At 34.3% G+C, this 15,533-nt stretch carries 11 protein-coding genes and 4 pseudogenes; 5 read left to right on the forward strand and 10 right to left on the reverse strand.

Annotated elements, in window-relative coordinates; all coding sequences use genetic code 11:
* Window positions 1-89: 89 nt before the first annotated feature.
* The 4 genes from fdhD to fdhF form a co-directional block, all read right to left on the reverse strand.
* On the reverse strand, window positions 90-887 hold the full coding sequence (gene fdhD / locus Q9306_RS17015; protein WP_306200594.1) for a formate dehydrogenase accessory sulfurtransferase FdhD: 798 nt from the start codon (window positions 885-887) through the stop codon (window positions 90-92).
* Between the two features lie 16 nt (window positions 888-903).
* Complete coding sequence (locus tag Q9306_RS17020; protein ID WP_306200595.1) at window positions 904-1,248, reverse strand: Na-translocating system protein MpsC family protein; 345 nt, start codon at window positions 1,246-1,248, stop codon at window positions 904-906.
* A gap of 178 nt (window positions 1,249-1,426) precedes the next feature.
* Window positions 1,427-1,909, reverse strand: coding sequence for a helical membrane plugin domain-containing protein (locus Q9306_RS17025; protein WP_306200597.1), 483 nt, complete (start codon window positions 1,907-1,909; stop codon window positions 1,427-1,429).
* A 15-nt stretch (window positions 1,910-1,924) separates the two neighbouring features.
* Window positions 1,925-4,864, reverse strand: a complete 2,940-nt coding sequence (gene fdhF / locus Q9306_RS17030; protein WP_306200599.1) for a formate dehydrogenase subunit alpha — start codon at window positions 4,862-4,864, stop codon at window positions 1,925-1,927.
* A gap of 1,572 nt (window positions 4,865-6,436) precedes the next feature.
* Here fdhF and Q9306_RS17040 point away from each other — a divergent pair.
* On the forward strand, window positions 6,437-7,117 hold the full coding sequence (locus Q9306_RS17040; RefSeq protein ID WP_306200601.1) for a hypothetical protein: 681 nt from the start codon (window positions 6,437-6,439) through the stop codon (window positions 7,115-7,117).
* Between the two features lie 174 nt (window positions 7,118-7,291).
* Here the strand turns inward: Q9306_RS17040 and Q9306_RS17045 are convergent.
* A pseudogene (locus tag Q9306_RS17045) lies at window positions 7,292-7,396 on the reverse strand (recombinase family protein); the annotation flags it as partial.
* A 462-nt stretch (window positions 7,397-7,858) separates the two neighbouring features.
* Here Q9306_RS17045 and Q9306_RS17050 point away from each other — a divergent pair.
* Window positions 7,859-7,945: pseudogene (locus Q9306_RS17050) on the forward strand (IS6 family transposase); the annotation flags it as partial.
* A 124-nt stretch (window positions 7,946-8,069) separates the two neighbouring features.
* On the opposite strand, the gene Q9306_RS17055 reads toward Q9306_RS17050, so the two are convergent.
* The 3 genes from Q9306_RS17055 to Q9306_RS17065 are packed head-to-tail and all read right to left on the reverse strand — an operon-like array spanning window position 8,070 to window position 9,996.
* Window positions 8,070-8,858 (reverse strand): ABC transporter permease, encoded by a 789-nt coding sequence (locus Q9306_RS17055; RefSeq protein ID WP_306200603.1) that lies wholly within the window; start codon window positions 8,856-8,858, stop codon window positions 8,070-8,072.
* Window positions 8,855-9,760 carry an ABC transporter ATP-binding protein gene (locus Q9306_RS17060; protein WP_306200605.1) on the reverse strand — a complete coding sequence of 302 codons (906 nt, stop codon included), beginning with the start codon at window positions 9,758-9,760 and terminating at the stop codon, window positions 8,855-8,857. Before Q9306_RS17060 ends, Q9306_RS17055 begins: the two co-directional genes overlap by 4 nt.
* Window positions 9,757-9,996 (reverse strand): PLD nuclease N-terminal domain-containing protein, encoded by a 240-nt coding sequence (locus Q9306_RS17065; protein ID WP_306200622.1) that lies wholly within the window; start codon window positions 9,994-9,996, stop codon window positions 9,757-9,759. The genes Q9306_RS17060 and Q9306_RS17065 overlap by 4 nt, the downstream gene beginning before the upstream one ends.
* 126 nt (window positions 9,997-10,122) lie before the next feature.
* Here Q9306_RS17065 and Q9306_RS17070 point away from each other — a divergent pair, with 126 nt between their 5' ends.
* Window positions 10,123-10,668, forward strand: a complete 546-nt coding sequence (locus Q9306_RS17070; RefSeq protein ID WP_306200607.1) for a transcriptional regulator — start codon at window positions 10,123-10,125, stop codon at window positions 10,666-10,668.
* Window positions 10,669-10,937: 269 nt separating this feature from the next.
* Here the strand turns inward: Q9306_RS17070 and Q9306_RS17075 are convergent, their stop codons facing one another.
* Both Q9306_RS17075 and Q9306_RS17080 read right to left on the reverse strand, forming a co-directional pair.
* Complete coding sequence (locus Q9306_RS17075; RefSeq protein ID WP_306200609.1) at window positions 10,938-11,849, reverse strand: phosphotransferase family protein; 912 nt, start codon at window positions 11,847-11,849, stop codon at window positions 10,938-10,940.
* Window positions 11,850-11,927: 78 nt separating this feature from the next.
* On the reverse strand, window positions 11,928-13,097 hold the full coding sequence (locus Q9306_RS17080) for an MFS transporter (RefSeq protein WP_306200611.1): 1,170 nt from the start codon (window positions 13,095-13,097) through the stop codon (window positions 11,928-11,930).
* Window positions 13,098-13,300: 203 nt separating this feature from the next.
* Here Q9306_RS17080 and Q9306_RS17085 point away from each other — a divergent pair.
* Both Q9306_RS17085 and Q9306_RS17090 read left to right on the forward strand, forming a co-directional pair.
* Window positions 13,301-13,945 (forward strand): annotated as a pseudogene (locus Q9306_RS17085) (IS4 family transposase); the annotation flags it as partial.
* A 94-nt stretch (window positions 13,946-14,039) separates the two neighbouring features.
* Window positions 14,040-14,691, forward strand: a pseudogene (locus Q9306_RS17090) (IS6 family transposase).
* Window positions 14,692-15,533 lie beyond the last annotated feature (842 nt).

Consider the following 15,533-nt stretch of genomic DNA (forward strand, 5'->3'; position numbering starts at 1 on the left):
TCTACATATATTATGATTCCGTACACATTTTATTTAAACCAATCGTTCAGCCAACATGCTAAACAGTAAATTAACGATATTGTTTGTATTCATTTCATATTTACAATACGCTCCGGATGAGTATATACATTTAAAGATTGATTACGAATAAAGCCTATTGCAGTAATCCCTAATTCTTCTGCTAGCTCTAGTGCTAACTCAGTTGGAGCGGATTTTGACAATATTACTTCGCAGCCAATTTTCGCAACTTTTAATAGAATTTCCGAAGATATACGGCCACTAAAAACAATAATTTTATCACCAATAGAAATGCTATTTTTTAAACAATAGCCGAAAATTTTATCTAAAGCATTATGTCTTCCTATATCCATTCGGCTTAAAACAATCCCATTCACATCACATAAGGCTGCATTATGGACCCCGCCTGTATTCTGAAAAGTAGCTGCAGATTCCTGCATATCATCCATTAATCGAAAACAATCCTGGACAGAGATCTTTACTCGAATATCATTCATTTTCTTCGCAGTCAACGCATCGTTTACGAAAACAAATCCTTGTCTACTCATTCCACAGCATGAAGTAATATAACGCTTATTTTGGATGTCACGATAATAAGGATTGATCTTTGTCGTCGTTACATGTACGTATCCTTCTTTATCTTGTACCCATATTTCATCAATATCTTCATATTTTCGGATAATACCTTCAGATGCTAAAAAGCCTATCACCATATCTTCAATATACTCTGGAGTACTAACCATTGTAACAAATTCCTGCCCGTTAATTTTAACCGTAACTGGAAACTCTGTTACAATGCTGTCCTCTATACACTTCATTTCCCCTTTATCATAACGAAAAATTTCCCGTTCCACCTGTATCGACTTCACAATCAGTATCCTTCTCTCACGTTATATTTTTATCAAAGACAAATACTGAAACTGCAATATCTTCATCCACTTTCATATCCGAAAACAGATGAACTAATTTTGCCCCAACAAGTTCCTCCAAATGATCACGAGAATTGACGGCATAAACCTCCTGAATCATTTTCGTTCTAGCCATATGAACCATTTCTGCACCATCCAACGTTCCAGAAATAAACTTCTCAGTTGGTGTCAAATTTCCATAAAGTGTGGCAATAGCCATGTTCTCAACAAATACAGTATGAATTCGTTCCGGTCCTTTTCCAAACAAATCTTTTCGAAGTTTTCGTATCATATCATTAAACTCATGTACCATTTTTGACATACTTGCATTCCTCCCCGATTCATTAATAATGCTTTTCGAATACTACTTCATCATAAACATTTTAACAAAATAACCTTTTCATCTGAATTATTCACTCAAATAATTAGACGAAAAGGCTCATCTTTTGCAATTATTTCAAACACATATAAAACGTATGAAATAATATTTTTCCGCTTACCTATTCGTCTTTTAACCCCTTACCCATACCTTTTAAGAAATGAAGACCAAATCCGATTGCACGGTTAATATCTGGATCCTTAAGTACTTTCATAAGGTCCAGTATTCCTACTTTTTTATTACTTTCCAGGTGCTCGTTTCCTTCATCCATACCTTTTAGTACACTACTTACAAGTTTTTTAGTAAGTTCCGGATCAAGTTCTGTTAAAGCTCCTGCAGCGCCCATCATATTATTAATCAAATTCGTGACTGGTTCACGAGTGACCTGTCCTAGAACAATTTTTGCAATTGGTTCTTTCGCTTTAAGCATAGAACTTGCAGCTTCTAGTATCCCGATGTCATTCAGTTCACCTACAATATTAAACATTTGATTTAAAGCTTCTTCATGATTAGCTAGAAGTGCCTTTAAATCTTCTAGCTTTTGTTGTTTTTGTTCTTCTTCAGTTAGCTCATGCCTTTGGATCGCTTTAATAGGTGCTGCCATATTCTTTTCTCCTCCCTAGTTATCCGTCAAGTGCACATATCCTGGACGAGTCCACTTGCGATTTACCTCAATCCCATTTTGAGGATGACGCTTTTTGTTACGCGGATTCGTTTTCGGCATCGGATTTTCCCCTTCTACTTGTAACACTTCCATACGAACTTTCGTTTGTTTATATGCAGGTGTATTCGTACGATGATCGACCGCAGGACCCGTTAAGAAATTAATTGCCGATTCGTTGTCTGTCGAGTTCATCGGTAAATAAAGCTCATTTGCTTTTACACGACCCGTTACAAGTGCACGTAATTTAAGTGCTCCAAAAGGAGAAACAAGGCGCACTAATGAACCCGTTTTAACTCCACGTTCCCTTGCAAGTTCTGGAGAAACTTCAACGAAAACACCAGGTACTTTAGCTTGAATCCCATTTGATTTATTTGTCATGTTACCTTCATGGAAATGTTCAAGCATACGACCATTATTAATATGAAGATCGTATTCCTCTGGGAATTCAGCTGGACGTACCCATTCAGCTATCGCAAATCGAGCCTTTTTATCCGGGAAGTTAAATCCATCTAAGAAAAGAAGCGGCGTATTCGTTCCGTCAAAGCTTCCCCAATGGAAACTATTCCAACCTTCAAGCACTTCATAGTTTGCTTTTGCGAAAAGTGGCGATAAACTTGCCATTTCAGCAAAGATTTCACTTGGATGGCTATAGTTCCAGTTTGCACCTAATTTATTTGCAATCGCTTGTACAATCCACCAATCTGGTTTCGCATCTCCAAGCGTAGGAAGTACTTGATATAGTCTTTGTACACGACGTTCTGTATTTGTAAAAGTACCTTCTTTTTCAAGAGATGGCGCCGCTGGTAACACTACATCTGCATATTGAGCAGTTTTAGAAAGGAATACATCTTGAACGACAAAGAAATCAAGACTTGATAGAACTTCATGTACATGATTTGCGTTAGAGTCTACAAGGGCCATATCCTCTCCAACAAGATACATTGCTTTCATTTTCCCTTCTTCAATTGCGTGAAGCATTTCAATGTTGTTGAGACCTAGTTTGTTATCAATTTTCACCCCGTAAGCTTTTTCAAATTTTTCGCGGGCTACATCATCAGTAACGTGCTGATATCCCGGAAGCCATCCCGGGAGCGTTCCCATATCACAAGCACCTTGTACGTTATTATGGCCACGAAGCGGATATGCACCAGCACCCGGACGGCGATAATTCCCTGTTGCAAGCAGCAAGTTTGAAATTGCAGCGGAAGTATCTGAACCACCCGTATTTTGCGTTACACCCATTCCCCAAAGAATACAAGTACCATCTGCATCACGAATCATTTCTGCCATTTTAACGAGTGTTTCTTTTGAGATGCCTGTAATCTCTTCTGCATATTCAAGCGTATACTCTGCAAGACTACCTTTGAAATCTTCAAAGAAGTTTACATTCTCATCGATGAATTGTTGATCATGCCAGCCTTGATCAATCATATATTTCGTAATAGCCATTAACCATACTTGGTCTGTTCCTTGCTTTGGACTAATAAAGATATCTGAACGCTCTGCCATTTCAGTTTTACGAAGATCTGCAACAATTAGTTTTTGACCGTAAAGTTTATGCGCACGTTTCACACGAGTAGCTAACACCGGGTGGCCTTCTGTTGGATTACAACCGACGATAATAACAAGACCTGCTTGTGCAATATCTTTAATTGTTCCTGCATCTCCGCCCATACCAATTGTACGGAACAATCCATCTGTTGCTGGCGATTGACAATAACGAGAGCAGTTATCAATGTTGTTCGTTTCGAATACTTGTCGAGCTAATTTTTGAATGACATAGTTGTCTTCATTCGTAATTTTAGAAGAAGAAATAAAACCTATAGAACCGTTACCGTATTCTTGTTTAATAGAGCCTAATTTATTTGCAACTAAATCAAGCGCTTCTTCCCAAGTTGATTCAACAAATGTTCCATTTTTACGAATTAAAGGCTTAGTAAGGCGTTCTTCAGCATTTACGAAATCCCAACCAAATTTTCCTTTTACACAAGTAGAAATCGCGTTAACCGGTGCCTCAGAAGTTGGTTGTACCTTCAAAATTTTACGACCCTTCGTCCACACTTCAAATGAACACCCTACACCACAAAACGTACATACTGTTTTCGTCTTCTTCGTACGAGTTTCTCGCATGGCAGCTTCTACTTCTGATATAGCGAAAATACCGCTGTACCCAGGTTCAACTTCTTTTATAAGATCAACCATCGGCTCAAGAATGTCCGGCTTTAGCCCAGTCATAAATCCAGCTTCTCCAAGCATCGATTTCTCCATCAAAGCATTACAAGGACAAATGGTTACACATTGACCACAGCTTACACATGAAGAATCGTTAATAGCCGCACCGTCATCCCAAATTACACGAGGGCGTTCTGCTTCCCAATCAATAGATAACGTTTCATTTACTTGTAAGTTTTGACAGACCTCAACACATTGACCGCACGCAATACATTGATTAGGATCATAACGATAAAATGGATGAGACATGTCAACTTCACTTGCATCTACTTTTGGTTTGTAAGGATATTTTTGATGCTCAATTTCCATTAATTCTGCCGTATTATGCAATTTACAGTTCCCATTATTGTTGTCACAGACCGTACAATAAAGTAAATGGTTTTCCAATAAGCGGTCCATCGCCTCAGTTTGTGCTGCCTTTGCACGAATAGAGGACAACTCAATATCCATACCGTTCGTCGCTACTGCCGAACAAGATCGCACCAATTTCCCATCAACTTCTACAATACAAGTATCACACGTTTGAATAGGATCCACTTCAGGCACGTAACAGATTTGCGGATGTTCAATCCCGTTTTGATTAATAATGCCCAAGATCGTTGAACCGGGCTTAGCTATATATTCTTTGCCGTCGATTGTAATATGAACCATGCTGTCGTTCATGGTCTTTCCCCCTTTTTGAGAATAAAAAAACTCCACCACGAAAATATACGCACCGAATTAATAGGTACGCTATCATCATGGTGGAGTAGTTTATTAGCACATCTTGCTAAAATACCAATCCATTTATTTGTAAATAAAATGATAGATTCATAACAGGTCATATCACGATTCCATCTTTAACACTATAATTATAGCGTTTACCCCAAAAATATACAATATTAAAATCATAAAAAAGTCAAGGCACTTTAAATGAGCCGGCTGTTATTATTTTATCCTTACATAATACAGACTAGTCGTAATGTAGTATACATTTCCACGAGAAACACTTCAACTGATCTCTTTTTTATTGTGTTGTGTACATTCTTATTACCTGTACGTTCCAGCCAATCTAGTGCCCGAGTATTCCATTCATCAATGTTTGTAAATACACGGCTATCTGCAAATTTCCCCTTTTTAATCTACTAGTTGGCTGTTATAAAAAGACTCTCATGTTATAGATGTGAACGCCAGAATAAATTTTACAGTTTTCGCTAATATGAACTTTACACTTTTGGCAACATTTGTCGCCCACATTATTTGGAGAAGCAGGTATGATATCCTTGTAGCAACAGCCATGGTTCTTTTATTATCAAGGCTTCAAGGCTGTTTATCATACCTGTAAAGGCTCCATGTCAAGTGGGCTATGCGCAATCTAAAGTGTAAAATTCGTCTTGACGGTTATAATAGATTAACAATATAGATGTTTCATATTCTTATTTAGAAAATAGAAAATATATCCCGAATAAAGAAGTATGGACCTAATATTATTAGGTCCATACTTCTTTATAAATAAAAATACTCTACAGATTACTTCATTATAATCACCATTTAATTACTCTACTTACACGGTGTAACTAACACAAATACATAGTAACCTCTTTTTTTTTTCAATGTCAATATTTGTTTTTATTTTATGCATTTTCAAAATTTTAAGTTTATATTATCGAATTGATAGTTTATTTCAGAGCTTGAAGTCTGTAAAGAAATCTTTACTGTTAAAGTAACTATTAGAGTTAGTATAGTCATATGGACACAACTTAGTTAAGTCCTTACAATGGGGTTCAAGAAGGAAGTGTCCACATGACAATCAAGAAACTTAATGAAGAGTTTAAAAAATGAGCCGAATTCTCATAAATAACTGTAAAAAGGTAAATTTTTTGTTTTAGGAGTGTCTCAGAATATTAGCTTGATGGGTATGTATGGTGACACTCTACTTAGAAAAACGTTATTTCCATATATTACAGATTGTAATTATATTTTTATAATTTATAATTGATAATATAAATTATAAATTTTATAGAAATAATAACTACTCAGCTATACCTTTAATTTAGGAGTTTCATAGACGGAAATTCGGTCTATTTTTTTGCATACAACACAAACTTGTGCGATACACTATATCTTGTGATAAAACAAATAAACATATTTTTCGGTAATTTTTTCAAGCGCCTTATATCTTCACGAGGTGACTGAATAGTTACCAGAAATATTTATATAAGTTACGGATTAGGGTTGAGTTTTTAGGAGGTTTAAATGAGAAAAATATTACCAGGGGCCATTTTATCTCATACCCAGTATGGGTATTTAAAGGTGCCGAAAAATGTCAAAAGTCAGTGTCCTAAATGCGGTAAATCAAGTGAATTTACATTAAAAACAAATTTTTACCAAGTTACAAAAAGAGGATTATTCGCAGAAGGGCTTTGTTTTGAATGTCAAAAGCCATCAGAATTTGTGATTATGTTTAATGATAAAGAAGTAGAAGTGTATATTTATAGTCCTTCGGATTTTAGAGATCCTTTGGCTCAGCTTGAACGCAATAAACATATCCCTATGGACCTAGTTAGGGCATATCGCTCTACTTTAAATGTCAGTCAATCAAAAGATAATTCTGCTACTGCAGTACTGTCAAAACAAGTTCTTGAAAGTGTCCTCAAACATTTTCTTGGAGAGAAAGGTAATGGACAGTCCCTTTCCCAGCAATTTGAGCAATTGCCAAAATATATCGATTTAACTAAACCGATTCAAGATGTTGGCCACCTCGTTCATTCGGAAAGTCCTTTTTATAGGATGCTTGAATTGAAACAGGAAATTGATGATGAAGCAGTAGCTTTATTAACAGAATTACTAGAAGTCCTTATCGAATATTTATTTGTGTTGCCTGAAAAAATCGAATCAGTACATGATAAGATTGAACAGAAATTTAAAAAGGTGTAGCATGTACATTTTAATGTTTTTATACGCTAAAAGATTTTCGAAAAACAATAGCATGATTTTTATTTAAAGATAAGTTTTGAGATTAGGTGATTTTCTTAGATTAGTTAAATCAACACTTTTTCATGCCGAATTTTACTTAGCGTATATTTTCGTTAAAATGTGGGCGGTACGCCTTACTACGTCAGTAAAAATCCGTTTGCATCCAGCTTGTATAAGCGCATCTTTCTGTAAATCCAAATTTTGATCATGTGTAGACACACGAGCGTAGCCAATTAACAAATTATCACTTCCTTATACTTTTGTATTGTCTCATAACTCATAAAATAAAGGAATAATGAGATTTTGATTTTAAGACAAGTTTTGAGACGAATAACATAGCATTATTTCAATATCAAATAGAAAGCATAAAGAAGTCTCAAAAACCTCCGTTTTTGAGACTTCTTTATTTCTTTAACATTTCTATCAATGCACTTGTTTTAAATAGGGATACCTCCAATCAAGCTAAGATTTTGAGACACCCCCATAACGAAATTTTTACCTTCTACAGTTATTTATGAGAATTTAGCTCGTTTTTTTCGTTTTGGGAAACAATCAATTCCTTAAGTTAATGGCGATGGGGCGGGACCCCTAACAGTTAAACTAGCTAAGAACTATTGTTAACTAAGTAAAACACCTTTTCAGTCTAAATCATTTTTTTAATAAGACATCAGTAATCTTTGTAGTATCTCGACCGAACCCCCTTCACGTAGGATAAAAGGTATCAATACCATTCATGCGCTATATAAACAAAAGCGAAGTCTGCAAAGAGACTCCGCTTTTTCAACATAGAATGAACTTCAGCAATTACTAGCTACTTCCTAATCCTTTTTCCTCATTTACCAATCTATTTATGTTTTTTCAAACTTTGCAACAGAGCCAAAAATCCCATACTATCATCATGGTTATTCTCTACTTATTCATGATTAAATTTTTTATTAGCAATCCAATAATTCGTTACAAAAAGTGTCAATAAAATCCAAACGAGTGTTAGAAGTACATTGCCTATTGCGTTTGAATTTACTAATCCCGTGATTAGTGTTTCCATTGCATGTTTGCTCATACTGGCTGGATTTATCTGATCCATTATTGGATTCAAACCAACGATTATTCTACAACCTATAAGAAAAATAATTGAAATTAGTGCGATAATACCTTGACTGTGAAAAATAGTACTTATCATTGTTGTGAAAGATACGATAAAAAGAACCCATACTAGATAAAATACCAATCCAGTAATCATGTGTGAAAATGGAACAGCAGTAAAAAGATAATTTACATATAGATAAGAAGCAAAGTATCCACTCGTTACACTAAAAGCTGCCACCAAATAATTTGATATTATTTTTCCCCCAATATATGAAGTAACGGATACAGGCCGTGTTAAAATAAAGGCCAGCATATCGTTGGCTTTATCTGTTTGAATGATACCCATCATAGAAATTGCAAGAATCATAAGACCAAGCTGATCAAATTGAGATCCTAAAGTACTTGCTAGTACTTCACCTCCTTTTTGTGCTGTCATACTCGGATCAATGGTAATTCCCTGACCACCGCCCAATGCTTCTAAAATTGATGGCAAGTAATGAGTTACTATCGGCTGAGTTGCCCCTAAAAAGATAAAAACAATCGGTAACCAAATTACTTTAAAATCACGTACCATCTGAACAAATTCTTTTTTTATCAGTACAATTAAGTTATTCATTTCTGCATCACCAATTCTAAGAAGATTTCTTCTAAAGTATCGTTATTCATTTCAAATTTAACGATGTCTACTTTATGTTCAAGTGCATTTTTTAGCAATATATTTTTGTTCTTTTCGATGTTTTCAACTTTAATTTTAACTTTAAGCCCGATGACTTCTACCCCCTTCACATAAGGGAGTTTTTTTACAACGTCAATCCACTTTTGATCCTTCGCAGTAATTTCCACAATTAACTTATTTTCGCTATTACGATTTAAAAGCTCGGTGATCGTTGTATCTTCTATTTTTGTTCCATCTTTTATAATGACAAATCGTTCACAGATTTCTTCCGCATCGCTTAATATATGGGTTGATAATAAAATGCTTGTATCTTTTTTTATTTCTTCAATCAGGTTTAATACCTCTCTTCGACCGATTGGATCTAACGCAGATACCGGTTCATCCATGACAATAAGCGAAGGTTTATGTAGTAAGGCTTGTGCAATACCGAGCCGTTGTTTCATTCCACCAGAAAATGTACCAACCTTTGAATTTTCTTCACCCGTTAGTCCAACTTTTGTCAGAATTTCCGGTATCAAGTTTGTTAATACTTCTTTTTTCAATCCTGATAGTTGTCCCATAAACGTAAGGGTTTCTCTTGCTGTCATCCAATGAAAAAAATTAGGGTACTGCGGTAGGTAACCAATTTCTCTTTTCATTTTTGATATTTTTTTGCCATTTAATAAAACTTCACCTGCGTCTGAATTAATAATGTCTGAAATCACTTTTATTAATGTGGATTTGCCGGCTCCATTTGGTCCAATTAGACCGACACATTCCCCTGATTGCATTTCCATCGAGAAATTATTGACAGCAATTTTCCCTTTAAATAATTTTGTTACATTTCTAATTTCTAGTTTCAAGATCTCTCACTATCCTTTCTCCCTACAACAAAATACAAAATAGGTCCAAGTATACTAACAAAAAGAATAATTAGCGTCCATATAAGCACATTTTTCCTTGTCTTCCTATGCCGATATAAATCAATTAATGCAATTAAAACTAGAAGCATTCCCACCAAAATAACTGGCAATAAAATGGGCATAATAGCCATAAGGTCAATGTTTTTGAAGTCATTTAATCCATAATGTAGTTGCATTCCCATCATTCTCCCTTTCAATTCATTCTCATTATCGATAATGATAAACGAAGTGCGTATGTATTGCAATCATAATTCTCATTATTTATAATGAGAATTAAATTTAATAAAAAATAAGGTGATTGGATGAGTAATAAAGCTGAAATATTAATGCATCCGGTAAGAATAAAAATTTGCCAAGCATTAATGAGAAATAGAGAAAATGGGTTAACACCATTAGAAATGGTAAAAATCCTTAAAGATGTACCCCAAGCAACTCTATATAGACATCTACAAACTATGGTTGATTCTGGTATTGTCCGTGTGATTAAAGAAAAAAAGGTGAAATCTGTTTCCGAAAAATATTACGCAATAAATGAAGAAGAAGCAAAAATTGACGGGAGTGAATGGAAGGAACTATCGAGTAAGGAAAAGTTAGACTACATTTCCTATTACCAGTTATCACTTATGACACAATATCAAAGTTATCTTAAGAAATTAGATGAACAAAACCACCAAGAGGATAGTGCTACTTTTTCTGTAGTGGAATTGAAGATAGATGAGGAACACTTTATAAAATTTCAAAACGAATTAAATGAATTAATGACAAAATATTACCAGACCCAGAGTAAGGGCAACGAAATAGAGGCTCCATTTAGGACCATCGCCATTACAATTATTCCGGATAGTTAAACGAATTACGTATTTGTAAAACCAGGTGACTCGAATATTGGACAAGGACTCATTATTTACTCGACAGTCACTTGATCGATTAACACAGCTTTAAATCTTATAGAAATAAAGCCGATGATTCCTTAGCGTAGGAAAAATCGGCTTCTTTCATGTCGAATTTGCTTAGCGTATATTTTCGTTAAAATGTGGGCGGTACCCCATGCCCATCAACTTAAAATCACATACCACCCCCAGAACGAAAATTTTGTGCATTTTGCTCGTATTTATTTTTATAAATATCTATGTATTTCATTATGAAGTGTTTTCACACGCTCTTTATAGAATATGCCTTTATCCTCTATTTTCAGTTGCGCTATAAACAGATTTGCAAGCATTACCGCTGTATCAAGCTGATAAAATAAGCTGACAATACGAGGAATAGATTCAAAGATACCTTTATTCTTATATCCATCTTTAAATTCATGCCAATCAATTTCATTAGTTTCAGCTATCCTCATAAGTTCTAACAGCGGGTGACCAATTAGAGCATTATCCCAATCAACCAACGCCTTAACTTCTCCGTTATATCCAATTAGATTTGCTGGTCGAATGTCCATATGTAATAATTTCCTTACATGATCTGCTTGTTTAAGAATCTCTTCGATTATCGATATATCAGGAAATTTAATATCGCAATGTGTAATTTTATTAAATCCTTCTACTCTTTTTACGAGACGTTCAGCTATATACTTGCTAGATTTCCTAGTCCTATGTTGGTAATTTAAATCTTCAATTGGCATATTATGGAGCTTATTAACTACTTCTCCTATTTTGTAAGCTGAAATTGGAATATGATCAGTAGCCAAGTAATCTGAAATTAAAAAATCAAGTTCCGTAGAAAGGTGCAGTCCGTGAACCTTTGGCACTGGAATGTCTTTAGAACTACAAAACTTAGAAAGCTCCGCTTCCTTTTGCAATGAAATTCGACTATTAAACAACCCTTCATTTATATTTTTCACTTCACGTTCCCAAGGTACTCGAAATGCTAAAGGTCCTTTTTCCGAATCTCCTCGGAACACAATATTTTGTACCCCATTTCCTATTACTTTTAACTCCTGAACAGCCAATTCTTTATATTCTCGATTCAATATAGTTTTTAATTTCGCCCTTAATTCTTCTGTTTTCGAACGTATATTAACCATTTTATCCCCCGATTCGCAAGTTATTTACAACCCGTAATAGCATCTCTGAATAATCTTCCAGATGTATTTCCCTTCATTTCAATACATGTGTTTTTTTATATTTCCAATCGTAATAAAGCTAGCCAATATTAAGATAGAAAATAAAAGCAAAATATTATTCACTCCCATATGAGTTATTAAAATACCAGTCGACAGAGCGGACGATATCTTAACAAATGATGCTAGAATTGTTCTTAAGCCTATTACTCTACCAATATATTCTGTTGTAGTATTCAATTGTATTAACGTTTGCACAATAATCAAATGCGACATGGTAAATAGCCCCATTATAAATATACAAATAACGGCCGTTGTTTTATAGTCACTCAAATATAATAAAAAAGAAGAGGTTGCCATACCCATCATCGTAATAAAAATAACTTTATGTTTAAACCTTTTTAAAAAATAGATAGCAATCAACCCTGCTATAATTCCTCCTACTGAAAATGCTATCTCAAATATTGAGTAAAGTCCGCTACCTCCTTCAAACTGTTCTGCAAGAGGTAATAATAAAGTTGTTGTCATTTGTATGCTAATGCTATTCAAAATGGATAAAAACAGTAAGTACTTCATTCCTTCTGTTTGATTAATAAAACGCCATCCCGATATTAATTCTGCAAGGTAGGATATTCTTGTATTTTTTATTTTTTTAGGGTTCATTCTTTTTATAGAAGAAAAGAAAATGGCCGCAACTAAAAATGTTACAGAATTAATAAAGAAACTAGTGGCTAAAGAAAATTTAACTAGAAATAACCCAGATATACCAGTTCCCACTAGTAATGCTGCTTCATTTAATGAAGATGCTTTTGATATAACAAATGGTATATCATGATTACAGAATGCTTCCTTAATAAATGCAGAAGATGCAGGTTTGTAAACGGTGTAGCAAACTGCTAATAAGAATTGCATAATGTAAAAAATAAATACTGATTCAAATTTTATGAAAATAAGTATTGCCATGATTAAAACAAGTACAAATCGAATACTATCTGTTAGAACAACAATATTTTTAGAATCATGATGATCTACATAAACAGACACAAAAGGTGTTAAAATGATACTTGGTATATAATAAATTGCAATCATTAATCCGATAGAAGTTGCTTGTCCTGTTAAATGAAAAATATACCATAGCAAGGCAATTTGTTGAATTCCATCCCCAAATCCGGTAATGCTAACCCCTAATAAATATTTCAATTTATTACTCATAAAATTACCCCTTATATAATTGTTATCTTCATTTTAGGTGCATCACTTCAACAGAGTAAATTACAATTTATTTATCTATATTTATAATTTATTCTTATAAGGTATCTGGCCACTTGCCCGTCAAGCGAAGTTAAAATCATATCCTCAAAATAAAAAACGCTATGCTTATCGTAAGAAGTTTATGAGAAAGGATGGTGTTTTTAATGAATCCTATTATTTCAAATGAGCTGAATCTTTTCGCACAAGAGCTACAATACTTTTTATCTCCAGTAGTCCTACAAGATATCGCCAAACAAGTTGGCTTTGTACAGCGATCTAGTAAGTATCAAGCGAACGAACTCATTGCCCTTTGCGTATGGCTCAGTCAAGAAGTAGCCAGCGCATCACTTACACATTTGTGCAGTCAGTTAGAAGCTTCAACTGGAGTACTGATGAGCTCAGAAGGATTGAATCAACGCTTTAATCCAGCAGCTGTCGCATTTCTTCGAGAAGTCTTTACTTCTCTTCTCAAACAAAAACTCTGTTCAAATCACTCACTTTCTGCACACATGATCTCTACTTTCAATCGTATCCGTATTTTAGATGCAACAGTGTTTCAACTGCCTGATCATTTCGCCACTGACTATCAAGGTTCAGGTGGAAGTAGTAATACGGCAGGCGTGAAAATCCAATTGGAATATGATTTACTTAGTGGTCAATTTCTTAACGTGCAGCTTGGTCCAGGAAAGAATAATGATAAAACATACGGTACCATCTGCCTTGAAACCGTAGAGGCGGGCGATTTGTGTTTACGTGATCTTGGTTACTTCGATTTAGGAGACTTACAAACTATTCATGATAAAGAGGCTGGTTCTGGTGCAAAAACTTCAAAATATCTGCAAGTAATCTCCCAAATTTGGACATACTGATACTATTACTCTAAAAAAGGACGTGATGATCAGTATGGAAAAGCAAAATCTATTCAAGTGGAAACATTTTCAACCTGATATTATTTTATTAACCGTTAGATGGTACCTACGATATAACCTCAGTTTTCGTGATTTAGTCGAAATGATGGAAGAACGTGGACTATCTATGGCTCATACAACTATCATGCGTTGGGTTCATCAATATGGACCCGAATTAGATGAACGAGTACGACGTTATCTTAAGCCAACTAATGATTCCTGGAGAGTCGATGAAACCTATGTGAAAGTTAAAGGTCAATGGATGTATCTGTATCGGGCCGTTGATTCAGAAGGGCATACCATTGATTTTTATCTAAGTAAAGCAAGCAAGAAATAAACAAGCAGCCAAGCGCTTTTTTAAGAAAGCCTTGGCTTTTTCACACGTTTCTAAACCTCGTGTGAAAACCGTAGACAAGAACCCAGCTTATCCCATCGCTATCCAAGAGTTAAAAGAAGAAAAGCAGATGCCTGAAGGCATCCAACTAAGGCAAGTGAAATATCTCAACAATATCGTAGAGCAGGATCATCGCTTTATTAAAAAACGAATTCGCCCGATGCTGGAATTAAAGTCTTTACGGACTGCCAAACGAATTATTGCGGGGGTAGAGGCTATGCACATGATCAAAAAAGGACAGACTCTCCAATAGGAGAAGTCTGTCCAAAATCAAAAAGAATTCATTCATAAATTGTTTGGATTAGCTTCATAAGCTAGCAATTTAAAGGGATTTGACACTCTATGTTTCTATCGAGTATTTTTCGCACCAGAACCAATCTATTTCTTTCTCATTTCACATAATTTTCTGAATGACCAAGTTACTACAGCAAGTGATATACCTACCACTACTAAAATAATTAAAATACCAATAAAATTCTCCATTATTAACCACCCTTTTATATAATCTAAAAAAATAATTTCCATAAAAACCAAAATAAACATTTTTTAATTTGTTTACATTTACATATCATTATAAACACAGTGATATAACCTAACTAAGAACTCTATATAAATACAAATTACACCCCCTATAAATGCATAAATGTAATATAATGATAATGATATATTTATTGAAAGATTGAGGGAAACACTATGCAAAGTAGAAAAATATTAAAATTCAATATGTGGATTTTCGGAATATTATTTGTTATTTATAGTATTGAATTTGCTTCAGAGTTTATAACAGATCATACTTTTAACTGGTTTAAATGCATAAGCGCCATAGGTTTTTTCTTCGTTTTGATAATGAATTGGTTAGAATTTAAAGATAAAAATTATAAAACTACATAATTAATATCAAATAAAAAGCACTTTTAAAACATTAAAAAGTGCTTTTTATTTATTATAAATACTAATGTAAACTTTTTATTATTTGTTTACATTGAAATTACCGGAAACATTGACTTTTTGTTTAATGCAAAATAAAAGTACAGAGTATTGCGAAGAATTCGCACATAGCATGAGTGCATAAAAAAAAGGCTTGCAAGCTCTTCC

The organism is Bacillus multifaciens, assembly GCF_030756675.1.
Lineage (GTDB): Bacteria > Bacillota > Bacilli > Bacillales > Bacillaceae_G > Bacillus_A > Bacillus_A multifaciens.

Bases quoted from the DNA above. Each gene is read 5' to 3' on its own strand.
- Q9306_RS17020 (WP_306200595.1), bottom strand. From the start codon at position 1,248: ATGTCAAAAATGGTACATGAGTTTAATGATATGATACGAAAACTTCGA.
- Q9306_RS17025 (WP_306200597.1), bottom strand. From the start codon at position 1,909: ATGGCAGCACCTATTAAAGCGATCCAAAGGCATGAGCTAACTGAAGAA.
- fdhF (WP_306200599.1), bottom strand. From the start codon at position 4,864: ATGAACGACAGCATGGTTCATATTACAATCGACGGCAAAGAATATATA.
- Q9306_RS17040 (WP_306200601.1), top strand. From the start codon at position 6,437: ATGAGAAAAATATTACCAGGGGCCATTTTATCTCATACCCAGTATGGG.
- Q9306_RS17055 (WP_306200603.1), bottom strand. From the start codon at position 8,858: ATGAATAACTTAATTGTACTGATAAAAAAAGAATTTGTTCAGATGGTA.
- Q9306_RS17065 (WP_306200622.1), bottom strand. From the start codon at position 9,996: ATGCAACTACATTATGGATTAAATGACTTCAAAAACATTGACCTTATG.
- Q9306_RS17070 (WP_306200607.1), top strand. From the start codon at position 10,123: ATGAGTAATAAAGCTGAAATATTAATGCATCCGGTAAGAATAAAAATT.
- Q9306_RS17075 (WP_306200609.1), bottom strand. From the start codon at position 11,849: ATGGTTAATATACGTTCGAAAACAGAAGAATTAAGGGCGAAATTAAAA.
- Q9306_RS17080 (WP_306200611.1), bottom strand. From the start codon at position 13,097: ATGAGTAATAAATTGAAATATTTATTAGGGGTTAGCATTACCGGATTT.